A 24,289-nucleotide genomic window follows, 5' to 3' on the forward strand; every position below is an offset into this window, starting at 1 on the left:
TATTATGGCACGTTTTTTCATTGATAGACCAATATTTGCATGGGTGATAGCCATCATTATCATGCTTGCGGGGGTGTTGTCTATAACGACATTGCCTATATCCCAGTATCCTGAGATCGCACCGCCATCGGTACGGATTACCGGTACTTACAGTGGTGCATCAGCGACGACTGTAGAAAACAGTGTTACTCAGGTTATCGAACAGAATATGAATGGGGTTGATAATCTGCTGTACATGTCATCCAGCAGTGACTCGTCCGGCCGATTTGAAATCTCTCTGACGTTTGCCTCTGGTACTGATGGTGATATTGCTCAGGTTCAGGTGCAGAATAAATTGGCACTGGTTGAATCTTCTCTGCCGGATAACGTACTGGATAACGGTGTGACTGTTGCTAAGTCAACCAGCAGTTTTTTGATGGTGGTCGGTTTTATTTCCGATGATGGCAGCATGAATAACACAGAACTGTCTGACTATGTGGTGTCTAACGTAAAAGATCCGCTTAGCCGTCTGGAAGGTGTTGGTGGTGTGCAGGTATTTGGTGCCCAGCATGCTATGCGCGTCTGGCTGGATCCGCATAAGCTGAATAAATACAAGATGACCACGGACGAAGTCTTGGCAGAAATTAGAGCACAGAACTCTCAGGTTTCTGTTGGTGAACTGGGGGCTGCTCCTGCGATCCCGGGTCAGCAACTGACGGCAACGATTACAGCACAGAGTCGTATGACAACGGTTGAAGAGTTTGAAAATATCCTACTGGAAGTGCACGAAGACGGATCTCAGATCCGGTTGAAGGATATTGCACGGGTTGAAATCGGTGGTGAAAGCTATTCTGCTGTGTCCCGGTTTAATGGCAATTACGCAACTGGTATTGCGATTCAGCTTGCAACCGGAGCGAATGCGCTGGATACATCAGAGCTGGTTCAGGCTAAAGTGGATGAACTGTCTGAATTTTTCCCAGACTCAGTGGAAGTTGTGTATCCGTATGACACCACACCATTCGTTAAAATATCGATTGAAGAAGTAGTACATACATTAATCGAAGCTGTTATTCTGGTGTTCTGTGTGATGTACCTGTTCCTGCAGAACTTCAGGGCGACCCTGATCCCGACGATTGCTGTACCTGTGGTACTGCTCGGTACGTTCGGTATTATGGCTGCATTTGGCTTTTCTATTAACACCCTGACCATGTTCGGTATGGTACTGGCTATCGGTCTGCTGGTGGATGACGCTATCGTTGTGGTTGAGAACGTAGAACGGGTGATGGCAGAAGATGGTTTGCAGCCTTTGGAAGCAACCCGTAAATCGATGGGACAGATCACCGGTGCACTGGTGGGTATTGCTCTGGTACTGAGTGCGGTATTTATTCCAATGGCTTTCTTCGGTGGTGCAGCCGGTGCGATCTATCGTCAGTTTTCCATCACTATTGTATCAGCGATGGTGTTGTCGGTTATTGTGGCTATGGTATTGACGCCTGCACTCTGTGCAACCATGCTCCGACCGTTGAACGAAGGTGCTCATCTGGCTAAACGCGGTCCGCTTGCCTGGTTTAATAAGGCCTTTAATAACGGAACTAACGGTTATAAAGGCATGGTAACGAAAGGGGTCAATCAGAAGGTTCGTTATCTGGTCATCTATGCTCTGATCGTTGCTGGACTAGGTACGCTATGGACTCGTCTGCCAACGTCATTCCTGCCTGAAGAAGATCAGGGGGTTCTGATGGCTATGGTTCAGCTTCCTGTTGGTGCTACGCAGGAAAGAACACTGGAAGTACTGGATAAACTGAATCAGCATTTTGCAGAGAATGAACAAGAAAATGTTGCATCTGTATTTACTATTGCCGGCTTCAGTTTTGCAGGTAGTGGTCAGAATATGGGGATGGCATTTGTTAAACTGAAAGACTGGGGGGAACGTACAAGTCCTGCTCAATCAGTGAATGCGATTATCGGCCGTGCCTGGGGTGCTCTGTCGCAGATTAAAGAAGCACAGATTTTTGCCTTTAATATTCCTGTGATCCCGGCTCTGGGCACAGCAAGTGGTTTTGATGCTTACCTGACTGACCGGGGAAATATCGGGCATGAGAAATTGCTTCAGGCTCGTAATCAGCTATTGGGAATGGCCGCTCAGGATCCCAACCTGAATGCAGTACGTCCTAATGGTATGGAAGATGCGCCACAGTTTAAAATCGATATCGACTATGAAAAAGCCATGGCGATGGGGGTTTCTGTCAGTGATATCAACTCGGTACTGTCTACTGCCTGGGGCTCTTCTTATGTGAATGACTTCATTGATAATGGCCGGGTGAAGAAAGTTTATGTTCAGGCTGATGCGGCTTTCCGCATGAACCCAGAAGACCTGAGTCTGTGGTATGTACGTAACTCGGATGGAGAAATGGTACCTTTTAGCGCCTTTGCAACAACTCGCTGGAGTTACGGTTCCCCTCGTTTGGTTCGCTTCAACGGTTCTCCTGCGATGAATATTCAGGGTTCGGCTGCTGCCGGTAAGAGTTCGGGGGATGCGATGCAGGCTGTTCAGGATATTGTGGACAAATTGCCATCCGGTGTCGGTCTGGAATGGAGTGGTATTTCCTATCAGGAGCGTCAGAGTGGGTCTCAGGCCAGTTTGCTGTACGGTATTTCTCTGATGGTTGTTTTCCTGTGTCTGGCAGCCCTGTATGAAAGCTGGAGCGTTCCGTTTGCTGTTATGCTGGTTGTTCCGCTAGGGGTATTTGGTGCTGTAGCGGCAGCGACACTGAAATCACTGTCCAACGATATCTACTTCCAGGTAGCATTATTGACAACCATTGGTCTGTCAGCTAAAAACGCTATTTTGATCGTAGAATTTGCTAAGGCACAGTATGATGAAGGCGTCGATTTGATTAAAGCTACAATTGAAGCCTGCCGAATGCGTCTGCGGCCGATTATGATGACGTCATTTGCCTTCATTCTGGGTGTGTTACCGCTGGCATTAAGTACCGGTGCCGGTGCAGCCAGCCGGAATGCGATAGGCTGGGGGGTTGTTGGCGGTATGGTTGCAGCCACTGTTTTGTCGATTTTCTTTGTTCCTGTATTCTACGTTGTCGTAATGAAGCTTTTCCGTACGAAACCGAATAAGATCAAAGGAGATGCAGCAGAAGCCGCTCAGAGTACTTCTTCCTGATACCTGCTAAGTTAATACTCTTTAAGTGAAAAGGGCATGATTGGAAACTTTGATTCCGGTCATGCCCTTTTTCTTTGCTTTTATCAACAGGCTAAAAGCTCAGAGGTAGTGAGTATTTTAGGTAAGAAAATTAGGCTATTTGCTAACCTTGCTTTACAATACCCGCCATTAATTTTAATAGCGGGCACTTTGCCCTAAATCCATCTCGAAAGTTTCAGGAAGAGTCGCATGTACATGAGCACCGACGAGATTCGCCGTGCGTTTCTTAAGTTCTTTGAAGATAAAGGACACCAAATTGTAGAAAGTTCTTCACTGGTCCCGGCAGACGACCCAACGCTGCTGTTTACCAATGCAGGAATGAATCAGTTTAAAGATTGTTTCCTTGGTATAGAAAAACGCGCTTATAGCCGAGCAACAACCGCTCAGCGGTGTGTGCGTGCCGGAGGTAAGCATAATGATCTGGAAAATGTCGGCTTCACTGCGCGTCACCACACTTTCTTTGAAATGCTGGGCAACTTCAGCTTTGGTGATTATTTCAAAGATGATGCTATCAGTTATGCCTGGGAGTTTCTGACTGAGATTCTTAAACTACCCCAGGAAAAGCTGCTGGTTACTGTCTATGAAACAGATGATGAGGCTTTTGACATCTGGAATAAGACAGTGGGTATTCCTGCTGATCGCATTATCCGCATCGGTGATAAAAAAGGTGGTAAGGCCTACGAGTCAGATAACTTCTGGCAGATGGGGGATACAGGTCCTTGTGGTCCGTGCTCTGAAATCTTTTATGACCACGGTGAACATATCTGGGGTGGACGTCCGGGAACTCCGGAAGAAGATGGCGATCGGTTTATCGAGATCTGGAATAACGTATTTATGCAGTTTAACCGTCATGCTGATGGCACGATGGAACCCCTGCCTAAGCCTTCGGTCGATACCGGAATGGGAATTGAACGCATTTCAGCGATCATGCAGGGTGTACACTCGAACTATGAGATCGATGTATTCCAGAAGTTGATCAAAGCGGCTGCTGAGATTATTGGTCATGATGATCTTTCTAATCAGTCTTTGCGTGTAGTGGCCGACCATATCCGTTCTTGTGCTTTCCTGATCGTTGATGGTGTGATGCCTTCTAATGAAGGACGCGGCTATGTGTTACGTCGTATTATTCGCCGCGCTGTGCGTCATGGAAATAAGCTTGGGGCTCAGGGTGCTTTCTTCTATAAGCTGGTTGGCATACTGGCAGAGGTTATGGGGACTGCCGGTGAAGAGCTGAAAAAACAGCAGGAGCTGGTTGAAAAAGTACTGCGTATTGAAGAAGAAAACTTTGGCCGTACGCTTGAGCGTGGTATGGCTATTCTGACGGAAGCGCTGGACAATCTGGAAGGTAACGTTCTGGATGGTGAAACGGTATTCAAACTGTATGATACCTACGGTTTCCCTGCTGACCTGACGAACGATGTTGCACGTGAAAAAGATTTTGCCATCGATGAAGAAGGCTTTGAACAAGCGATGGAAGCACAGCGTCAGCGTGCGCGTGAAGCCGGTCATTTTGGTACGGATTACAATGAAGTAATCAAAGTTGATACCGCAACTGAATTCTGTGGCTATAGTGCAACAGAAGGTGAGGGAACGGTAGCGGTTATGTTTGTCGAAGGCGAAGAAGCTGAGTCTTTGAGTGCTGGTGATAAGGCGATTGTGGTTCTGAATGAAACGCCGTTCTATGCTGAATCTGGTGGCCAGTGTGGTGATACCGGTGTACTGAAAACTGCATCCGGACTGTTTAAGGTAGAAGATACCCAGAAGTTGGGTGGGGCTTTTGCTCACCATGGTGTTCTGGTTGAAGGTGTTCTAGCTAAAGGTGATTCAGTCACCGCACTGGTTGATGCGGCACGCCGTTCCGCCATCACTCTTAACCACTCAGCGACTCACCTGATGCATGCTGCATTACGTCAGGTTCTTGGTGAGCATGTTGCTCAGAAAGGCTCTCTGGTGAAAGCTGAAGGCTTGCGTTTCGATTTTTCTCACCTTGAGGCTGTGCGTCCGGAAGAACTGCGTGAAGTAGAACGTATCGTTAATCAGCAGATCCGGGTGAATCATGTGATCGAAACTAATATCATGGATATCGAATCGGCAAAAGCGAAAGGCGCAATGGCTCTGTTTGGTGAAAAGTACGATGATGTTGTTCGTGTGCTTTCCATGGGGGATTTTTCGACGGAACTGTGTGGTGGTATTCATGCGACACATACGGGTGATATCGGCTTGTTTAAGATCCTGTCTGAAGGTGGTATTGCAGCAGGTATTCGTCGTATTGAAGCGGTAACGGGAGAAGCCGCACTGGATGCTCTTGAAGCTCAGACAAAGCAGTACGAAGAAAAATTGTCAGAGGCAGCGGCAAAAGCCAAATCTCAGGAAAAAGAGATCCAGCAACTGAAAGATAAACTGGCGGCACAGGAAAGCACCAGTCTGGCTGGACAAGTGCAGGAGATTGCCGGAGTTAAGGTTCTGGTGAGTCAACTGAATGGTGCAGATAATAAAGCACTGCGAGGCATGGTTGATGAGCTGAAAAATCAGCTTGGCAGCGGTATTATTATGCTGGGCAATGTAGCTGAAGGCGGTAAGGTCGGTTTGATTGCCGGTGTGACTAAGGATTTGACGAGAAAAGTCAAAGCCGGTGAACTGGTGAATATGGTCGCGTTGCAGGTTGGTGGTAAAGGCGGTGGCCGTCCGGATATGGCTCAGGCCGGTGGTTCAGATGCGGCAGCATTGCCGGGGGCTCTTAAATCTGTTGAAGCGTGGCTGAGCGAACGTTTGTAACTGCTATATCGGCCAAAGATCGGTAAATTATGTAGTAATTCTGAAATTTGGCGATATAATTCGCTGGTAAATTAGCCGTTGTCTCAGGTCTCTGGGAGAACGGCTGAAACGTTTATTATGAACCAACTAATCATTAGTTGGTTCTTCTTTTTTGTACAATGGCGATATGAGTTTTTGTTGTACATAAATAACTTGTGAGTATATGAGAGACAATCTCTTCGGGGAGGTGAACGTCGGTGGAAAGACCGTTACATGTTCTTAAATTTGGTGGTACTTCTGTTGGCTCGGTTGAGCGTATCGCAGACGTAGCAAAACGCGTTGCATCCGTAAAGGACTCTGGAATTCAGGTGGTTGTGGTGGTATCTGCTATGGCAGGAGAAACTAACCGTCTTATGGCACTGGCGAAGCAGATAGACAAAGTGCCGAATGAAAGGGAGCTGGATGTATTATTGTCAGCCGGTGAGCAGGTATCGATGGCGTTGCTCGCTATGACATTAAATAGTATGGGGTATTCGGCGGTATCACTGACCGGTGGTCAGGCTAAGATAACGACGGATAATCTTCATAATGATGCAACGATTCGACATATTGATACCTTATATATTGAACAGCTTTTACAAGATGAAAAAATTGTAATTGTAGCGGGCTTTCAGGGCGTAAACGAAAACGGTGATATCACGACTCTGGGTCGAGGTGGTTCCGATACTTCTGCTGTGGCACTTGCGGGAGCCTTGAAGGCAGATGAATGTCAGATCTTTACTGATGTCGATGGTGTCTATACCTGTGACCCACGGGTTGTATCAACGGCTAAAAAACTGGATGTCATTGATTTTCCCAATATGGAAGAAATGGCGAGCAAAGGTGCCAAGGTATTGCATCTGCCCTGTGTTCAGTCTGCCTGGAATAATCAGGTTCCGTTACGGGTTCGATCATCCTTTTCAGCGGATCAGGGAACACTGGTCTGCGGAACAGAAGCTCAGGCGGGGATCTGTGGTATTGCAATCCAGAAGGATCTGATCTTTATCGGAACAGAGCCGGAAGAGACCGAGTCGTTGCTGAAGCAGTGTCAGCTACTGAGTATTCCTGTCTGGACTGTGATCGAGCAAACAGATCGGAACGGTGTAGTGGTTAAAGAGGACGCTTATGATCGCTTAACACTGGTTTTTGCGGAAAAAATCCGTAATAGTGAAAAGGTGAGTTCGCTGACTGCTGTCGGTTTTATCCAGAGTGGTGGCCAGATCCAAGGGATTGTTGAACATTCATGTGAACTGCTCGCAAGTGAGGAGATTGATGTTTTTGCCTCTTTCTCCGGAAATAAGTATTCGATGTTGCTGCTTAAACCTGAATTGGTTGAAAAAGCAGCTAATATTATTCATAACAGATTTATTGTTTCAGAAGAAGTGCTTGAACAGCAGCAGAAGTTAGCTGTCTCCTGAACGGTGCGGATGCCTCCATTACGGTGTATCAGGCATAACGGAAAGCAGGTAGTTGCTTTATACTGAGAAGAGCCTTAAAGAAATAGTTCAGAGATTACTCAAGGAGCAGAAGAATGCTGATTTTGACTCGCCGTGTTGGCGAAACATTAATGATTGGTGATGAGGTTACTGTAACTGTATTAGGGGTTAAAGGAAACCAGGTTCGTATCGGTGTTAATGCACCAAAAGATGTTTCCGTGCATCGTGAAGAGATCTATATGCGGATTCAGGCTGAGAAAGGGACAGGCAATCCAGCTACAAATTACTAACTGTACACATATAGTAAAAGCGGCACATCGAGGCTGGGTCGACACTTAGCTGTTGATTCTGCCTCTTTTTATTACGGAAGCATCTGTCTGCTGACAGAAAATGGTGTATTTCAGACCGGGTTGATTGAATCCTGTTCTATTGATATTTTTTTACCCCATTTTGCCCAGAAAATGTTTGACATATTTTTGGTAAAACGTAATATGTGCGTCCGCAAGACGGTGAGGTGGCCGAGAGGCTGAAGGCGCTCCCCTGCTAAGGGAGTATACGGTTTGTAGCCGTATCGAGGGTTCGAATCCCTCCCTCACCGCCATTCTTGCTTTTAAGAAATTACGCGCTCGTAGCTCAGCTGGATAGAGTACCTGGCTACGAACCAGGCGGTCGAAGGTTCGAATCCTTCCGAGCGCGCCATTTCTTAAAACTCAGATGAAACGAATTCTGATGTGGTGAGGTGGCCGAGAGGCTGAAGGCGCTCCCCTGCTAAGGGAGTATACGGTTTGTAGCCGTATCGAGGGTTCGAATCCCTCCCTCACCGCCATTTGTTGTTTTTACAATAAAATAATTGTGATGTATATCACGCACTGCGCGCTCGTAGCTCAGCTGGATAGAGTACCTGGCTACGAACCAGGCGGTCGAAGGTTCGAATCCTTCCGAGCGCGCCATTTTTGAAAGAAATACAGTCATTGCGTTGATGATTTACAGTGCGCTCGTAGCTCAGCTGGATAGAGTACCTGGCTACGAACCAGGCGGTCGAAGGTTCGAATCCTTCCGAGCGCGCCATATTCATCCTCTGATTGTCTTTAGCTTAAAGAAGAACATTATTGCGCGCTCGTAGCTCAGCTGGATAGAGTACCTGGCTACGAACCAGGCGGTCGAAGGTTCGAATCCTTCCGAGCGCGCCATTCTTCTTACACACTGGATTGCCGGATGGCAGTCAAAACACCGATTATGCGCGCTCGTAGCTCAGCTGGATAGAGTACCTGGCTACGAACCAGGCGGTCGAAGGTTCGAATCCTTCCGAGCGCGCCATTCTTCTTACACACTGGATTGTCGGACGGCAGTCAAAGTACCGATTATTGCGCGCTCGTAGCTCAGCTGGATAGAGTACCTGGCTACGAACCAGGCGGTCGAAGGTTCGAATCCTTCCGAGCGCGCCATTTCCTCTTATTCCCTGTTAGCTATCCCTGAACGACATAGTCCCCCTGAGCAACATCGTATCTCTGAACAACATCGTATCCCGAGCAATATAGTCATCCCCGAACAATATAGATATATACCCAGACAGTTTGAGATTGCCTGGGTATATTCAGTGATAAAAATTATATTTGGTTGTTTTTTCAGCGGAGAGTAATTTTTTTTACCTATATCTCAGTATTTATTAACGCTTTCCCTTAACTTAATCTTAACTTCTAACTAACCTGATTGCTCTTACATTGTTCAGAATGCTCTGAATTTTAGTGCTTGTTTGACTACCGGTAAAAATTGCATTGTGTTTGTTCGCATAGTGAAACGCATTTGACAATTCAGGTATTATCGCCATAATCCTAGGCCGTACCGAATTTAGTTCATTAAATTTACGATCGGTAATTGTCAGGATGACAAAAGAAAGGAAGCAAAATGATAGATATTGGTAGTTTATTGGGGGATGCCGCAACATTAATGGTCACCGGGATGGCCTTTGTTTTTATCTTCCTCACTATACTCGTTTATGTTGTACGGCTTATGTCGCGGATCTTACCTGAAGAAGTCCCGTTACAAATCCAAACGCCGGCTCGGAATTCAAACACTCAATCCGCTTCTGCGGTTAATCCTAAGATTGTTGCAGCAATTTCTGCTGCAGTGCATAAACACCGCTCTTCCAGGGTTAAATAACAGCTAGATAAAGATTAAAAGGAGTTAATGAGCATGTCTAAACCACTTGCTATTACCGATGTTGTACTTCGTGACGCTCATCAGTCACTGTTTGCTACCCGCATGCGTATCGATGATATGCTGCCGATTGCAGCCGAATTAGATAAAGTTGGCTACTGGTCTCTGGAGACTTGGGGGGGCGCAACGTTTGATTCATGTATTCGTTTTTTGGGAGAAGATCCATGGGAACGTCTGCGTAAGCTGAAACAGGCGATGCCGAATACCCGTATGCAGATGTTGTTGCGTGGACAGAATCTTCTGGGCTATCGCCATTATGCTGATGACGTGGTAGAGAAGTTTGTTGAGCGTGCTCACGCTAACGGTATGGATGTGTTTCGTATCTTTGATGCGATGAACGATGTACGCAATTTCCATAAAGCAGTGAAAGCGGCGATTGATGTTGGAGCTCATGCTCAGGGGACTATGTCGTATACGACAAGCCCTGTACATAATTCTGATACTTGGGTTGATCTGGCGAAACGTCTGGAGGATTTGGGTTGTCATTCTCTCTGTATTAAAGATATGTCAGGTCTGCTAAAACCTTATGAAGCCGAAGAGCTGGTCAGCCGAATTAAAGAGTCTTGCGATGTTGAGCTGGCGTTGCATTGCCATGCAACGACTGGTTTATCGACAGCAACGGCAATAAAAGCGATTGAAGCCGGAGTGGATATGCTGGATACGGCTATCTCCTCTATGAGTCAGACTTATGGTCACACTCCAACAGAAACTGTTGTTGCCATGCTTGAAGGTACAGAACGGGATACCGGACTGAAACTGGATCAGATTGAACCGATTGCGGCTTATTTCCGTGAAGTACGTAAGAAATATGCGAAGTGGGAAGGTCAGTTAAAAGGGATAGACTCCCGCATTTTAATCGCTCAAGTGCCGGGCGGTATGCTGACAAATATGGAAGGTCAGCTTAAAGAGCAGGGTGCAGCAGATCGAATTGATGAGGTGTTGGAAGAGATCCCTCGCGTACGTAAAGATCTGGGTTATATCCCGCTGGTTACACCTACATCTCAGATCGTAGGTTCCCAGGCGGTGATTAATGTTCTGACCGGTGAACGTTATAAGAGTATCACCAAGGAAACGGCTGGCTTGTTGAAAGGTGAATATGGTGCAGCTCCGGCTGAACTGAATAAAGAGCTGCAGGCTCGTGTGCTTGACGGTGCTGAACCTATTACCTGTCGTCCGGCTGATCTTCTGAATAATGAGATGGATACTCTGACGGATGAGTTGAAAGTAAAAGCTAAAGATGATGGCATTTCTCTGTCTGAAAATCTGGTGGATGATGTTCTTACTTATGCTCTTTTTCCTCAGGTTGGACTTAAGTTTCTGAAAAACAGGAATAATCCTGATGCTTTTGAACCGGCTCCAGGCACGGAAGCTGCGGCTCCTGCTACTGTAGCAACACCTGCTGCAGGTGGTATCGAAACCTACAGTGTGAAAGTGGATGGACAGGTGTTTGATGTAGAAGTCGGTCCTCAGGGGCAACTGACTTCGGTTACTCCGGCAACGGCTTCTGCGCCTGTTGCGGCACCAGCACCGGCCGGTAATACTGAAGCGGTTAACGCACCACTGGCTGGAACTATCTTCAAGGTGATTGTACAACCGGGTTCTCAGGTAGCGGAAGGGGATGTGCTGTTGATTCTGGAAGCTATGAAGATGGAGACAGAGATCAGGGCGACCCGGGCGGGCTCAGTAAGTGAGATCTTTGTAAAAGAAGGTGACTCTGTTGCTGTTGGTGCACCATTGCTGAACTTAGCTTAAGGGAGAATCATGGAAGGCTTATTGATCCTATGGTCTGAAACCGGGATAGCCAGTATAGAGTTCGGCCAGATTTGTATGATTTTGGTTGGGTGTCTGTTGCTGTTTCTGGCCATTGCCAGAGGTTTTGAACCATTGCTGCTGTTGCCGATTGGTTTTGGCGCTATTTTATCTAATATTCCTAATGCCGGATTTACTGATCCGGGAGGAATACTGTACTACGTATACCATGTCGGGATTGAAACCGGTGTGTTCCCGCTGCTGATCTTTATGGGGGTTGGGGCAATGACCGATTTCGGTGCTCTGATTGCTAACCCCAAAACACTGTGGCTGGGAGCCGCTGCCCAGTTCGGTATCTTCGTTACTCTGTTTGGTGCTATTTTGCTTAACTTTATTCCAGGTATGGCATTTACGCTGGCAGATGCATCATCTATTGCGATTATCGGTGGTGCTGACGGACCGACGGCAATTTTTCTTTCCAGCCAGTTGTCACCAGATTTGCTGGGAGCGATAGCGGTTGCGGCTTATAGCTATATGGCATTGGTGCCTATTATTCAGCCTCCGATTATGAAAGCACTGACAACGCCGGAAGAGCGTAAGATACAGATGGCTCAGCTTCGCCATGTCAGCAAATTGGAAAAGATCTTTTTCCCGCTGGCAGTTTTGCTGATGACTATTCTGTTTCTGCCTCCGGCAACACCGCTGGTCGGAATGTTCTGCTTAGGTAACCTGATGCGTGAAGCCGGCGTAGTGGAACGTTTGTCGAAAACAGCACAGAACGAGTTGATTAACATTGTGACCATCTTCCTTGGTCTTGGGGTTGGTTCCAAACTGCAGGCAGATAAATTCTTGCATGTAGAAACGCTGGGGATACTTGCTCTGGGGGCGATTGCTTTCAGTATTGGTACTGCTGCCGGTGTTCTGATGGCAAAGCTGATGAATAAGTTGTCAAAAGAAGATATTAACCCGTTGATTGGAGCTGCCGGAGTTTCAGCGGTGCCGATGGCTGCAAGGGTGGTGAATAAAGTTGGGCTTGAGGCAAATCCGCATAACTTTTTGCTGATGCATGCAATGGGGCCAAACGTTGCCGGAGTTCTCGGTTCAGCCGTTGCGGCAGGTATTCTGCTGGCATTGGTTGGTTAAAGTTCATAAATTGTTTTATAGTCAAAGGGATGCTGAACGCATCCCTTTTTTATAGCAAATGGATGGTAAACATGGATAACAAACAAATCGTAATAACAGAATTTGGTGAACCGGATGTGCTTGCCATTCAGAGTTCTGCAATACCACAGCCTCAACCCGGAGAAGTGCTGGTTAAAGTTTATTTTGCCGGAATTAATCCTATTGATGTTAAAACCCGTGCGGGACTTGGCTGGGCCGCACAACAAAATCGGGATAAGTTACCATGGACTCCGGGGTATGATATCTCCGGCAAGGTTGTTGGGCTGGGGGATGGCGTTACACTGTTAGTTGAAGGGGATTCAGTGGCTGGCTTTATCGGTTTTCCTCTGCAGGGAGGGGGATATAGTCAGTATGTTTGTGTACCGGAGCAGTCTTTAAGTCTGATACCTGATGCCGTGACTTTTGAAGCCGCTGCAGTATTACCTCTGGCTGGCCAGACAGCAGCGCAAGCGATTAATAAGGCTGAAGTAAAAGCCGATGAAAGAGTGCTCATTCTTGGTGGTGCTGGTGGTGTCGGGCATCTGGCGGTTCAATTGGCAGTAGCGGCTAAAGCCGAAGTTTACACAACTTGCTGCGGGAATAATCTGGATTATCTGGCAACACTGGGAGCTCATGCGGTTAACTATGAGTTCGCCCCGGTTTCTGAAAGGCTGACGGATATTGATGTTCTGATTGACTTAGTTGGCGGTGATGCAGCAATGGATGCTCTGAAATGCCTGAAAGATGGTGCCCGGATTGTCACTGTCCCAACCATTTCTGCTGAGCTGATTTGTGAAAAAGCATCATTGCTCGGGTTTAATGCGAAAGGTATGTTGGTTGATCCTGCTCCTGAACAGCTAAATACTATGTTGTACATGGTCAGCGTCGGCCTGTTGAAAACTGAGATTCAGCAGGTATTTCCTTATACTCAGGTTGCTGATGCTCACCGGCAGATCGAAACTGGGCATACTCGGGGTAAGGTTTTGCTGGATATGCAGTGTTAGAATCTGTTTTTTCCTTCTTTTCTGAGTCTGTACTCTGGCTCCTGTTTTCTACGGGAGCACTGAGTGCCACTCTTCTGCCCGGCAGCTCGGAAGTCACGTTGATAACCGCTTTAGACTCAGGACAGCATCCGGTTACATTACTCATTTGTATGGCTGCTTTGGGGAATACCCTGGGGGGCATGATTAATTACCTGATCGGATTATGGTTACCAAATCGAACCCAAAAGAAAAAATATGGTCATAAAGCATTAGTATGGCTGAATAAACACGGGTATTTTGCTTTATTCTTTAGCTGGTTACCTCTGGTTGGTGATCCTCTCTGCCTGGCCGCAGGCTGGCTGAGGATGCGCTGTCTGCCTTGTTTCTTATGCATAGCTTTGGGTAAAACTGCCCGGTATTGTTTGCTGGCTGCGCTATTCTATAACACGTTATAAGGAGTATTTATGAGAAAAGTATGCTTGGGTGTAGTGCCTCTTATCGCCTTGTATGGCTGTTCCCAGACTACACCGGAAACTTTCTCAAACCGGTCGCTTTTGCCTGAGGGGATCACTCTTTTAGAGCAGAAGGCTGTTTTACCGGGAGAAATCGGGATCCCGTATTCTAAATACCAGTTGGATAATGGCCTGACTCTGATTTTGTCTCCGGATCATTCTGATCCTCTGGTACATGTTGATGTCACTTATCATGTCGGTTCTGCAAGAGAAGAGATAGGAAAATCAGGCTTTGCCCATTTTTTTGAGCATATGATGTTTCAGGGGTCTGAACATGTCGGAGATCAGGAACATTTCCGTATTATTACTGAGGCAGGGGGAACTCTGAACGGTACGACCAGTAAGGATCGTACTAACTATTTCGAAACTGTACCGGCTAATCAACTGGAGAAAATGTTGTGGCTGGAATCGGATAGGATGGGATTTCTGATTGATGCGGTTTCTCAGCGTAAGTTTGAAATTCAGCGTGACACGGTGAAAAACGAGCGTGCCCAGAATTATGATAATCGTCCATATGGCCTGCTGTGGGAGAAAATGGGGGAGGCTATGTATGCGGAAGGGCACCCATATTCCTGGCAGACGATAGGTTATGTTGACGATCTGGATAAAGTCGATGTGAATGACCTTAAGGCTTTTTTCCTGCGCTGGTACGGACCGAATAATGCAACCCTGACTATTGGTGGTGATATAGACACTGATCAGACGCTGAGGTGGGTGAAGAAATACTTTTCGATGATACCTCAGGGACCGGATGTTAAGGATGCGCCCAAACAACCGGCAAAACTCAGTGAAGATAGGTATGTCACACTGGAAGATCAAATCCGTCAGCCTATGGTAATGATCGGCTGGCCGACCACATATCAGGGTGAAGAACATCAGGCGGCTCTGGATTCTCTGGCTTCAGTCCTGAGCAATGGCAAAAATGGCCTGTTGTATCAGGAACTGGTGAAGACTGAAAAAGCAATTGATGCCGGTGCATTTCACTCCTGTTATGAACTGGCGTGTAATTTTTATGTGTATGCCATGGGGGATTCGGAACAAAACAGTGACTTAACACCTATTTATAAGGCACTCATGACGGTACTGGATAACCTGAAAAAACAAGGTGTTGACCAAAGTAAGCTGGATCAGATTATCGGTAGTGCTGAAGCTAGTGCTGTGTATGCACTGCAAAGTGTCAGCGGTAAAGTTTCTCAGCTGGCGCTAAATCAGACTTACTATAACCAGCCTGACCGTATTGAACATGATTTGCAGCAGTTACGCAGGGTGACGCCTGAATCTGTCATGTCGGTATACCACCAATTTGTTGAAGAGCAGCCAAAGGTTGTTTTGAGCGTAGTTCCCAAAGGAAAAGAAGAGTTGGCAGCGCGTCCGGCTACTTTCATCACGTCGGCAAGAACATTGCCTGACTATGTGAAGATTACGGATGATCAAATCCGGCATGTAAAGGCTGACGATAATTTTGATCGAGCAACGATGCCTCCGGTTGCAGCATCGGTTAAAGGTAAAATGCCAGCCTTATATCGACAGCATCTGCCTAATGGTATTGAAGTGCTGGGAACCGTATCCGATGAGACACCAACGGTTCTTCTGGAAATTCGTATGCCTGCTGGGGATCGCTATGTCGAGCCGGGAAAAGAAGGTCTGGCGGCTCTGACAGCGGCTATGATGCAGGAGGGAACTCAGGAACATAGCATTGAAGATCTTCAGGCTAAACTGGATACTCTGGGTAGTAGTATCAGCCTGGGTTCTGGTAACTACACTACAACGATAACTGTATCTGCACTGGAGAAAAATCTTAAGCCTACTCTGGATATTGTTCAGGAGATGTTGTTCAAGCCTGCATTTAATCCGGCAGATTTTGAGCGCCTGAAAAAGCAGATGATCGAGGGGCTTATTTACGATCATCAGAAACCAGCATGGATGGCATCTGAAGCTTCCAGAAAGATTCTGTTTGCTCATACGGCTTTTGAGCGTTCAGGTGATGGTACACTTGCATCTGTCCAGTCACTGACACTGGATGATGTTAAACACTTCTATGCTCAAAACTATACTCCTCTGGGAACCAAACTGGTGGTCGTTGGTGATATTTCTGCGGAACAACTGGCTAATTCACTGGCTTTCCTGCATCACTGGAAAGGGGGGGATGCTCCGCTGCTGAATCCTCAGCTGTTTAAGCCTTTGGCATCCCAGCACATCTATCTGGTGGATAAACCTGATGCGCCACAAAGCGTTGTGCGTCTGGTACGACAGGGGTTGCCGTTTGAAGCTACTGGAGAGCAGTATTTGACACAACTGGCTAACTTTAATCTGGCTGGTAATTTTAATAGCCGTATTAATCAAAATCTGCGGGAAGATAAGGGATTCACTTATGGTGCCGGTGGTTACCACATAAGTAACCGGGAAATGGGCATGATTATGTTTGATGCTCAGGTTCGGGCTGATACAACCGTTGCATCCATCCGTGAGTTTCTGCATGAGATGAAAACCTACACCGAAGGCGGCATAACAGCAGAAGAACTGGCATTTATGCGTTTGGCGATGGGGCAGCAGGATGCTCTGAAATATGAAACTCCGGGGAAAAAAGCACAGCTATTGGGTAATATCCTGCACTACTCTCTGGATGATGATTATCTGGAACAGCGAGACAGGATCCTGATGACAGTCAGTAAAACAACGTTGGATGAGCTAGCACGTAAATGGTTTAACCCGGATGATTACCAGATTATCGTGGTCGGAGATGCTAAATCACTGGCTCCGGAACTGGAAAAATTGGATATTCCGGTTGTCAGGCTTGAAATTGAGAAGTAAGGACGCACATAGAAAGTATTATCTTATCTGTATATGCCGCTATTTTCTGGTTACAGAATAGCGGTATAACAGAGAATAATTTATTAATATAACGATATAAGTGGCCTTCATTTTGACTGATTTTTCTAAACGTTTGCAGAAAGTTGCAAAAAATGCTGATAACTTCAGGTTGTTTTGCCGTGGAGTTGAAAGGGAAACCCTGCGCTACTCTCTCGGTGGGCGTCTGGCAACGACACCACATCCGGAGGGGCTGGGGGCTGCATTAACTAACCGTTGGATCACCACTGATTTTTCCGAATCGCTGCTGGAATTTATCACCCCGGTATCTGCAAATATATCCGAAACCCTTGACCAACTTGCAGATATTCACCATTTTACCCAGACACAGATGAATGGTGAGAAGTTCTGGCCGCTTTCCATGCCCTGTTTTGTTGAAGGGGAAGACAGCATTCAACTGGCCCAGTATGGTCGTTCGAATATCGGAAAAATGAAGACCCTGTACCGCAACGGGCTGAAACATCGTTATGGCAGTTTGATGCAGATCATCTCAGGTGTGCATTTTAATTTTTCTTTCCCTGAATCGTTCTGGGATAGCCTGTATGGTGAACAGAGTGAAGCTGAGCGGAAAGCCTGTAAATCAGAAGGCTACTTTACCCTGATCCGTAACTATTACCATTTTGGCTGGCTGATCCCTTATCTGTTCGGTGCATCACCAGCTTTGTGTGAATCTTTTCTGGACGGTAAACAATCTGCTTTGCCTTTTGAAAAGTTGGGTAAGACACTGTATCTGCCGTATGCAACATCGCTGCGCCTGAGCGACCTTGGTTATACAAATACTTCTCAGAGTGAATTGAAAATCAGCTATAACACACTGGAACTTTATCTGGAGGGGATGAATCGTGCGATTCGTACTCCGTCAGAAGAGTTTGCCAGAATTGGTGTCAGAGCAGGGGGAGAGCATCGTCAGCTTAATGCCAATATTCTGCAGATAGAAAATGAACTGTATGCTCCGATCCGGCCAAAGCGGGTGTCAAAATTCGGAGAAAAACCGTCAGAAGCACTGCAGCGTGGTGGGGTTGAATATATTGAAGTCCGGGCTCTGGATGTGAACCCTTTCAGCCCTGTCGGGATCACCGAGCAGCAGATCCGTTTTCTGGATCTGTTTCTGACCTGGTGTCTGATCCGGGATGCCCGCTGTATGGATAATAAAGAGCTTGGGTGCTGGAAAGATAACTGGAATCAGGTCATCCTTGAAGGTCGAAAACCGGGATTGATCCTTAAAGCCGGTTGTTGTGGGGAGCAGATTGCTTTGGCCGATTTTGGCAGAGAGATTTTCTCCGAGCTGAAAGCTATTGCCGGTGTGATGGATTCAGCCTGTGGCGGTAATGATTATCTGAGTACTTGTCAGGAGTTAGAAACATGGATTGAGCATCCAGAGTTAACGCTGTCAGGACAATTGCTGGATAAAATACAGGAGTGTGGCGGTAATGGTCTGGCAGGGCGTCAAATCGGTGAAGCATTCAGGGAACAGCACCTGGCTCATGAGTATCGATATTATACACATCAACAGATGTTGGATGAGGTGGAAAACTCACGCAAAACCCAGCACAATATGGAACAGGAAGATACACAGAGTTTTGATGAATTTCTGGCGGATTATTTTTCGTATCTGAACGATTAAGTTTTTGGAGAAGGGCTTATGCCATTATTAGACAGTTTTACAGTTGACCATACTAAAATGCACGCACCCGCAGTTCGGGTAGCTAAGACCATGCAGACACCCAAAGGAGATACTATTACGGTATTTGATCTGCGTTTTTGTGCACCGAATAAGGATATTCTTTCGGAAAAAGGTATCCACACTCTGGAGCATCTTTATGCCGGTTTCATGCGGTCGCATCTGAATGGTAATGATGTGGAAATCATCGATATATCTCCTATGGGATGTCGTACTGGTTTTTACATGAGCTTAATTGGTGCACCGGAAGAGCAGCGTGTCGCAGATGCTTGGTTGGCAGCAATGGATGATGTACTGAAAGTAGAAAGTCAGGAAAAGATCCCTGAACTGAATGAATATCAGTGTGGAACCTATACTATGCACTCTTTACAGGAAGCTAAAGCGATTGCAAAGCATATCATTGATGCCGGGATTCGGGTGAATAAAAACGATGAACTGGCTCTGCCTGCTGAAATGCTGGAAGAACTGAAAGTCTGAGTGAGATAATTATCTTTAAGTAAAAGAAAAGGTAGATAATTCTTTTCTTTGTTACGGACTGTTAAAAATTGGTGATATTCAACGTTCCTCTTTTTAGGGGAACGTTTTATTTTTTAACAACTAGTAATGTAAAATAACATCGCAATTAAGAAAATAAACATTCACATAAAAATATTGTATTTTCAGAAATAATTAATATGTCGACATGTTATGTTATATCGTAATTAATTGGGTAATACATAAAAGTTATTCAGGTTTTCTTTTCAAGAAAACTATTTAATTATTAATGTCAAGATGAATTTATTTATAGAACAAAGGAGAGTATGAAATACTCTCCTTTAGATAAACATATTAAATGTTTATAGAACAGTTTTTTGCTTTGATGATTGGAGTTGCAACTTTACGAGCTTTTTCATAACCAGTTAGCATCACTTGTTTCGCTTCACTGGTTCCTGAATCGATACCAACAGTTGATAGCAGAGAAGTTCCTGTATCTAAATTATCCATCTGATTTTTATAAGATTCAAAGGTTTGCTCTATTTCAGCACAAGACATATTTGCAAAATCTGCATTTACGATGTCTGTTCCTTTGTCCCCAGTCAGCTGACACCCTGTTAAAGCAATAGACGATATTATGCTTGATGCTAGTAGTAATTTTTTCATCTTTTATTTCCATTCATGTGTTAATGAAATCTCATTATCTTTAAATAATTCAATGTATTTCAATCCCTCCAATGGAACATATTTGGAATAAGGGACAGCATCGACTGACGGTTGGTCGTTTATGTCTTATGGTTGTTTTTATATTAATATTGACGTGAGATATGAGTCTGATAGGATTCTTTCAGTTTATGTAACTTAAACATTACTTTCATATGAATGAAATTGCACGAATTGAAACTGAATATTTTAATGTTGCTATTAGCGATGAACTATTGAATTATCTAGAACAATATAGACAGCAAGATCCTATATTATCAACCATGAATGATAGGAAATTGATTTTATATGTTGTTCATAAGGCCATTGATCAAAACATAGAAATTTGTACAGATAAATTAAATTTACAAAGAAACAGAGATGTAAAACTAAAAAAGACTCGTCTGATAAGTAGGCACTTTGAGGGGGTAAATAATAAATATCAATCCTTCGGTGTTAACATTAGCTCCAGGCAATATTTTCATAGGTTAATATTAAATTATTTGAGAGAGGTCTTTGTCTGACATGGGACATGGTTGAGTGTTATGTGCTCTCAATGAGCGATGACCCAAAACCATGTCTGACTGATAAGTGTGAGGGAAGGCGGCTTCATATGATGAAGCAAACAGACTGCGTATAACAAATCTGAATGCAAAATTTATAGGCGTGTAAAACAGCTAGATACGTTATTCGCTATTTTTTACCCTTGCTTTTCGATTTTTTTCTTGGGAAAACTTTTACCATATTGATTTTATTTTCAGTAAATTCAATGATTTCCATAGGATGTTTCGCGACTTCGATACTCAATTTACTTTCAGGGATATCCTGCAGGTGCTCCAGAATTAGTCCATTTAGCGTTCTTGGTCCATCAGTCGGCAGATTCCAGTTCAGCCCTTTATTTATGTCTCGAATATTGACGCTTCCTTCAATCAGGAAGCTACCATCATTCTGTGGCGTAATTTCTTCTGACAGGCTGGGAGCTATTGATGTTGTAAATTCACCGACAATTTCTTCCAGAATATCTTCCAATGTGACCAGACCAATAATATCGCCGTATTCATTAACAATTAGACCAATACGCTGTTTATTACGCTGAAATTTCAGTAACTGTACGTTCAGAGGGGTGGCTTCCGGAATGAAATAGATTTCATCGGCTGAGCGCAGTAGCGTTTCTTTACTGAATTCATTTTTTTCCAGCATCAGACGATAAGCTTCCCGAAGACGCAACATACCAACCACTTCATCTATCTGATCCCGGTACAGAACGATACGTCCATGCGGAGAGTGGGTTAGCTGACGTACAATAGATTTCCAGTCATCGTTGATATCAATACCTGTGATCTCATTGCGGGGAACCATAATGTCATTAACGGTCACATTTTCCAGATCAAGGATAGAGAGCAGCATGTCCTGATGGCGACGTGGGATAAGCCCTCCGGCTTCATTCACTACTGTTCTCAGTTCATCTGAACTTAGCGGATCTTCTGTACCATGTTTGCCGTTAATACCAAGCAGGCGCAGAAAACCGTTGGTGATAAAATTGACGGTCAGCACCAGTGGTGCCAGAAGCTTCATCAGAATATTGAGAAAAATACTGCTGGTGTAAGCAACTCTTTCCGGATACAACGCAGCTAGTGTTTTTGGGGTGACTTCAGCGAAGACGAGTATCACTAGAGTCAGAATACCTGTAGCGATGGCAACACCATAATCACCATACAGGCGCATACCCAGAATGGTGGCAATAGCAGACGCCAGAATATTGACCAGATTGTTGCCGATAAGGATCAGTCCTATCAGACGATCCGGGCGGGTCAGTAGTTTTTCTACCCGTTTGGCACCTTTATGGCCTGTACCTGAAAGGTGCTTTAGCCGGTAACGGTTCACCGACATCATTCCGGTTTCAGAACCGGAAAAATAACCAGAGATAATAATCAGACACGCGAGTAGGGCAAATAACATGCCCGTTGATATGTCATCCAATGTATTGGGTTCCTTTAATTGTTGTTGGATTCATTAATGACGGAAAGTAAACGCTCTGTCAATGCCTTTACTTATGCGGGGTCAGGATAAAATAATTTCCTGCAGTAAACGGTTACCAAAATAAGCCATAGTGAGTAGGGTTGCTCCGGATACGGTAAACCAGGCAACAAGACGTCCCCGCCACCCATGCCGGTAGTGCCCCCACAACAGGATGGAGAAGACTACCCAGGCGACAAAAGATAGTATGGTTTTATGTGCTTTACCGGGAGCAAAAATATCGTCAAGAAAGATGAATCCGGACAGTAGAGTCAGGGTAAGAAACCCCGTCCCCAGTAATACAATGCTGAAAAGTTGTCGTTCAACCATCATTAATGGTGGATGATTGGTATTAATTGTGAGTGTTTTTTTACGTTTCAGTTTATAGTCCAGCCACGTAAGCTGTAGTGCATAAAGTGCAGCAATTGTCAGTGTGGCATAAGCAATCAGAGCTAAAGAGATATGAGTGACCAGACCAGCACGCCCCTCAAGATGGGTGATAAAGTGTCCGGGAAGAAGCGTTGCTGCGAGTATGTTCAGTGCTGAGAAGCAGTATATAAGAGGGAGCAAAAACCAGATACGGGTTTTTAGCATAGCCAGACTCATACTGAGTGAAATCATAAAACTGATTAAAGAAGCAACATTCAGGATACTCAGGTTTTGCCCTGTGCCGTGAAGGATCAGATCGGCAAGCAGCCATATATGGAAAAACAAAGCCAGCAAGGCAGAGGTAAACACGGGCTTTATTCTGATGCTGGTTTGCTGCATCAGTCCCGGTACAATCATGCAGGTTGCAGCTATATAAAAGACAGCTGAAACAATAGCGATGAGGTTATCCATGTTTTCCATACAGTATTATTTTGTTAACAGTATCCGGATTATACCTTGTGAAGCTGATAACGGCTATCATCTGAGGGGCTTGATGTGGCTAAAAATTGAAACGCTGACAGTCACTACGTTATACTCGACCTAATTAATCGCATCCGACAGCGAAGAGAAGAAAATGTTTGAAAATTTGACGGACAGATTGTCCAAAACCCTAAAAAATATCAGCGGTAAAGGCCGTCTGACCGAAGATAATATTAAAGAAACGTTACGTGAAGTACGTATGGCGCTTTTGGAAGCGGATGTTGCCCTTCCTGTTGTTCGTGATTTTGTTAAGCGGGTTAAGGATCGCGCTGTTGGTGTTGAAGTTTCTAAGTCTCTGACCCCGGGGCAGGAATTTATCAAGATCGTTCAGGCCGAGCTTGAAGCTGTGATGGGGGAATCCAACGAAGCGCTGAATCTGGCCGCTCAGCCTCCGGCCATTATTCTGATGGCCGGTCTGCAAGGGGCCGGTAAAACGACCAGTGTTGGTAAACTGTCTAAGCTGCTGAGTGAGCGTGACAAGAAGAAAGTTCTGGTTGTGTCTGCCGACGTTTATCGCCCCGCGGCGATCAAACAGCTGGAAACACTGGCATCCGATGTCGGAGTGGATTTCTTCCCATCATCACCGGATCAAAAGCCTATTGATATTGCTAACGGTGCAATTGATCATGCGAGGAAGAAGTTTTATGACGTTGTGATTCTCGATACGGCTGGTCGTCTGGCCATCGATGAAGGCATGATGGCTGAAATTCAGCAACTGCACGCAGCGATTAATCCTGTTGAAACCCTGTTTGTGGTTGATGCGATGACCGGTCAGGATGCGGCCAATACCGCCAAGGCTTTTGGTGATGCGCTGCCTCTGACAGGGGTAATCCTGACTAAGGTTGACGGTGATGCTCGTGGTGGTGCGGCACTTTCTGTACGCCATATTACAGGAAAGCCAATTAAATTCCTGGGGGTAGGTGAGAAAACCGATGCTTTAGAACCTTTCCATCCAGATCGTGTTGCTTCCCGTATTCTTGGTATGGGCGATGTACTTTCTCTGATCGAAGATTTGGAACGTAACGTCGATAAAGCAAAAGCGGAAAAACTGGCGAAAAAGTTCAAAGAGAAGAAAGGTTTTGATCTGGAAGACTTTCGTGAACAGCTGGGGCAGATGCAGAATATGGGCGGCATGATGGGTATGTTGGATAAGCTTCCCGGAATGAATAATCTGCCGGCAGACGTTAAAGATAAAGTTGATGACAAGATGTTTAAGCAGATGGAAGCGATTATTTCGTCTATGACGATGAAAGAACGTTTACGTCCTGAATTGATTAAAGGCTCCCGTAAAAAACGGATAGCAGCTGGTTCCGGTACACAGGTACAGGATGTTAACCGTTTGCTCAAACAGTTTACCCAGATGCAAAAGATGATGAAGAAAATGCAGAAGGGAGGAATGAAAGGCATGATGCGCAATATGCAGGGTATGATGGGCGGCATGGGTGGTGCCGGTGGTTTCGGACGTTTTGGCCGTTGAGTACTGGTGTTATTACCTGAACTTTTTTGAGCGCCTCCTTTGTGAGGCGTTTTGTTTTTGTGGTATTTAAAATAAATAGTGGTACCCAAAATGGAATATCAATTTATCAAGAATA

17 protein-coding genes and 8 tRNA genes are annotated in these 24,289 nt (G+C 45.4%); 22 read left to right on the plus strand and 3 right to left on the minus strand.

What is annotated here, in order from left to right:
• Positions 1 to 4 precede the first annotated feature (4 nt).
• From CSW98_RS12990 to luxS, 20 genes are all read left to right on the plus strand, one after another.
• On the plus strand, positions 5 to 3,157 hold the full coding sequence (locus CSW98_RS12990) for an efflux RND transporter permease subunit (protein WP_100800902.1): 3,153 nt from the start codon (positions 5 to 7) through the stop codon (positions 3,155 to 3,157).
• A gap of 228 nt (positions 3,158 to 3,385) precedes the next feature.
• Positions 3,386 to 5,971, plus strand: coding sequence for an alanine--tRNA ligase (alaS, locus tag CSW98_RS12995; protein ID WP_100800903.1), 2,586 nt, complete (start codon positions 3,386 to 3,388; stop codon positions 5,969 to 5,971).
• Between the two features lie 236 nt (positions 5,972 to 6,207).
• On the plus strand, positions 6,208 to 7,407 hold the full coding sequence (locus tag CSW98_RS13000) for an aspartate kinase (protein ID WP_100800904.1): 1,200 nt from the start codon (positions 6,208 to 6,210) through the stop codon (positions 7,405 to 7,407).
• Between the two features lie 113 nt (positions 7,408 to 7,520).
• Entirely contained in the window at positions 7,521 to 7,715 is a 195-nt protein-coding gene (gene csrA / locus CSW98_RS13005; RefSeq protein WP_100800905.1) for a carbon storage regulator CsrA, read from the plus strand.
• A gap of 218 nt (positions 7,716 to 7,933) precedes the next feature.
• Positions 7,934 to 8,026 (plus strand) — tRNA-Ser (locus tag CSW98_RS13010).
• Between the two features lie 21 nt (positions 8,027 to 8,047).
• Positions 8,048 to 8,124 (plus strand) — tRNA-Arg (locus CSW98_RS13015).
• A gap of 34 nt (positions 8,125 to 8,158) precedes the next feature.
• A tRNA-Ser gene (locus CSW98_RS13020) sits at positions 8,159 to 8,251 on the plus strand.
• A gap of 47 nt (positions 8,252 to 8,298) precedes the next feature.
• Positions 8,299 to 8,375 (plus strand) — tRNA-Arg (locus tag CSW98_RS13025).
• A gap of 41 nt (positions 8,376 to 8,416) precedes the next feature.
• Positions 8,417 to 8,493 (plus strand) — tRNA-Arg (locus CSW98_RS13030).
• A 45-nt stretch (positions 8,494 to 8,538) separates the two neighbouring features.
• Positions 8,539 to 8,615, plus strand: a tRNA-Arg gene (locus tag CSW98_RS13035).
• 50 nt (positions 8,616 to 8,665) lie between these two features.
• Positions 8,666 to 8,742, plus strand: a tRNA-Arg gene (locus tag CSW98_RS13040).
• 51 nt (positions 8,743 to 8,793) lie between these two features.
• Positions 8,794 to 8,870: transfer RNA gene (locus CSW98_RS13045), tRNA-Arg, on the plus strand.
• 460 nt (positions 8,871 to 9,330) lie between these two features.
• Positions 9,331 to 9,585, plus strand: coding sequence for an oxaloacetate decarboxylase subunit gamma (locus CSW98_RS13050; protein ID WP_100800906.1), 255 nt, complete (start codon positions 9,331 to 9,333; stop codon positions 9,583 to 9,585).
• Positions 9,586 to 9,618: 33 nt separating this feature from the next.
• A complete protein-coding gene (gene oadA / locus CSW98_RS13055) occupies positions 9,619 to 11,394 on the plus strand; it encodes a sodium-extruding oxaloacetate decarboxylase subunit alpha (RefSeq protein WP_100800907.1) in 1,776 nt (591 codons plus the stop codon).
• 9 nt (positions 11,395 to 11,403) lie between these two features.
• Positions 11,404 to 12,534 carry a sodium ion-translocating decarboxylase subunit beta gene (locus CSW98_RS13060; RefSeq protein WP_100800908.1) on the plus strand — a complete coding sequence of 377 codons (1,131 nt, stop codon included), beginning with the start codon at positions 11,404 to 11,406 and terminating at the stop codon, positions 12,532 to 12,534.
• A 71-nt stretch (positions 12,535 to 12,605) separates the two neighbouring features.
• Positions 12,606 to 13,556, plus strand: a complete 951-nt coding sequence (locus CSW98_RS13065) for an NADP-dependent oxidoreductase (protein WP_100800909.1) — start codon at positions 12,606 to 12,608, stop codon at positions 13,554 to 13,556.
• On the plus strand, positions 13,550 to 13,990 hold the full coding sequence (locus CSW98_RS13070; RefSeq protein ID WP_100800910.1) for a YqaA family protein: 441 nt from the start codon (positions 13,550 to 13,552) through the stop codon (positions 13,988 to 13,990). The genes CSW98_RS13065 and CSW98_RS13070 overlap by 7 nt, the downstream gene beginning before the upstream one ends.
• Before the next feature lie 9 nt (positions 13,991 to 13,999).
• Entirely contained in the window at positions 14,000 to 16,858 is a 2,859-nt protein-coding gene (locus tag CSW98_RS13075; protein WP_100800911.1) for a M16 family metallopeptidase, read from the plus strand.
• Positions 16,859 to 16,970: 112 nt separating this feature from the next.
• Complete coding sequence (gshA, locus tag CSW98_RS13080; protein WP_100800929.1) at positions 16,971 to 18,539, plus strand: glutamate--cysteine ligase; 1,569 nt, start codon at positions 16,971 to 16,973, stop codon at positions 18,537 to 18,539.
• Between the two features lie 18 nt (positions 18,540 to 18,557).
• Entirely contained in the window at positions 18,558 to 19,073 is a 516-nt protein-coding gene (gene luxS / locus CSW98_RS13085; RefSeq protein WP_100800912.1) for an S-ribosylhomocysteine lyase, read from the plus strand.
• Between the two features lie 351 nt (positions 19,074 to 19,424).
• On the opposite strand, the gene CSW98_RS13090 is transcribed toward luxS, so the two are convergent.
• On the minus strand, positions 19,425 to 19,736 hold the full coding sequence (locus CSW98_RS13090; protein WP_100800913.1) for a hypothetical protein: 312 nt from the start codon (positions 19,734 to 19,736) through the stop codon (positions 19,425 to 19,427).
• Positions 19,737 to 19,948: 212 nt separating this feature from the next.
• Between CSW98_RS13090 and CSW98_RS13095 the strand changes: the two genes are divergently transcribed.
• A complete protein-coding gene (locus CSW98_RS13095) occupies positions 19,949 to 20,296 on the plus strand; it encodes a hypothetical protein (protein ID WP_100800914.1) in 348 nt (115 codons plus the stop codon).
• Between the two features lie 169 nt (positions 20,297 to 20,465).
• Here CSW98_RS13095 and CSW98_RS13100 read toward each other — a convergent pair whose 3' ends face one another.
• Both CSW98_RS13100 and CSW98_RS13105 read right to left on the minus strand, forming a co-directional pair.
• Positions 20,466 to 21,752 carry an HlyC/CorC family transporter gene (locus tag CSW98_RS13100; protein ID WP_100800915.1) on the minus strand — a complete coding sequence of 429 codons (1,287 nt, stop codon included), beginning with the start codon at positions 21,750 to 21,752 and terminating at the stop codon, positions 20,466 to 20,468.
• A gap of 81 nt (positions 21,753 to 21,833) precedes the next feature.
• Positions 21,834 to 22,628, minus strand: a complete 795-nt coding sequence (locus tag CSW98_RS13105) for a cytochrome C assembly family protein (protein ID WP_100800930.1) — start codon at positions 22,626 to 22,628, stop codon at positions 21,834 to 21,836.
• Positions 22,629 to 22,791: 163 nt separating this feature from the next.
• Here CSW98_RS13105 and ffh point away from each other — a divergent pair, with 163 nt between their 5' ends.
• Positions 22,792 to 24,174, plus strand: a complete 1,383-nt coding sequence (ffh, locus tag CSW98_RS13110) for a signal recognition particle protein (protein ID WP_100800916.1) — start codon at positions 22,792 to 22,794, stop codon at positions 24,172 to 24,174.
• Positions 24,175 to 24,289 lie beyond the last annotated feature (115 nt).

The sequence above is a fragment of the Vibrio sp. HA2012 genome, from assembly GCF_002812955.1.
GTDB lineage: Bacteria > Pseudomonadota > Gammaproteobacteria > Enterobacterales > Vibrionaceae > Vibrio.

Bases quoted from the DNA above. Each gene is read 5' to 3' on its own strand.
- CSW98_RS12990 (WP_100800902.1), top strand. From the start codon at position 5: ATGGCACGTTTTTTCATTGATAGACCAATATTTGCATGGGTGATAGCC.
- alaS (WP_100800903.1), top strand. From the start codon at position 3,386: ATGTACATGAGCACCGACGAGATTCGCCGTGCGTTTCTTAAGTTCTTT.
- csrA (WP_100800905.1), top strand. From the start codon at position 7,521: ATGCTGATTTTGACTCGCCGTGTTGGCGAAACATTAATGATTGGTGAT.
- CSW98_RS13050 (WP_100800906.1), top strand. From the start codon at position 9,331: ATGATAGATATTGGTAGTTTATTGGGGGATGCCGCAACATTAATGGTC.
- oadA (WP_100800907.1), top strand. From the start codon at position 9,619: ATGTCTAAACCACTTGCTATTACCGATGTTGTACTTCGTGACGCTCAT.
- CSW98_RS13060 (WP_100800908.1), top strand. From the start codon at position 11,404: ATGGAAGGCTTATTGATCCTATGGTCTGAAACCGGGATAGCCAGTATA.
- CSW98_RS13065 (WP_100800909.1), top strand. From the start codon at position 12,606: ATGGATAACAAACAAATCGTAATAACAGAATTTGGTGAACCGGATGTG.
- CSW98_RS13075 (WP_100800911.1), top strand. From the start codon at position 14,000: ATGAGAAAAGTATGCTTGGGTGTAGTGCCTCTTATCGCCTTGTATGGC.
- luxS (WP_100800912.1), top strand. From the start codon at position 18,558: ATGCCATTATTAGACAGTTTTACAGTTGACCATACTAAAATGCACGCA.
- CSW98_RS13090 (WP_100800913.1), bottom strand. From the start codon at position 19,736: ATGAAAAAATTACTACTAGCATCAAGCATAATATCGTCTATTGCTTTA.
- CSW98_RS13095 (WP_100800914.1), top strand. From the start codon at position 19,949: ATGAATGAAATTGCACGAATTGAAACTGAATATTTTAATGTTGCTATT.
- CSW98_RS13105 (WP_100800930.1), bottom strand. From the start codon at position 22,628: ATGGATAACCTCATCGCTATTGTTTCAGCTGTCTTTTATATAGCTGCA.
- ffh (WP_100800916.1), top strand. From the start codon at position 22,792: ATGTTTGAAAATTTGACGGACAGATTGTCCAAAACCCTAAAAAATATC.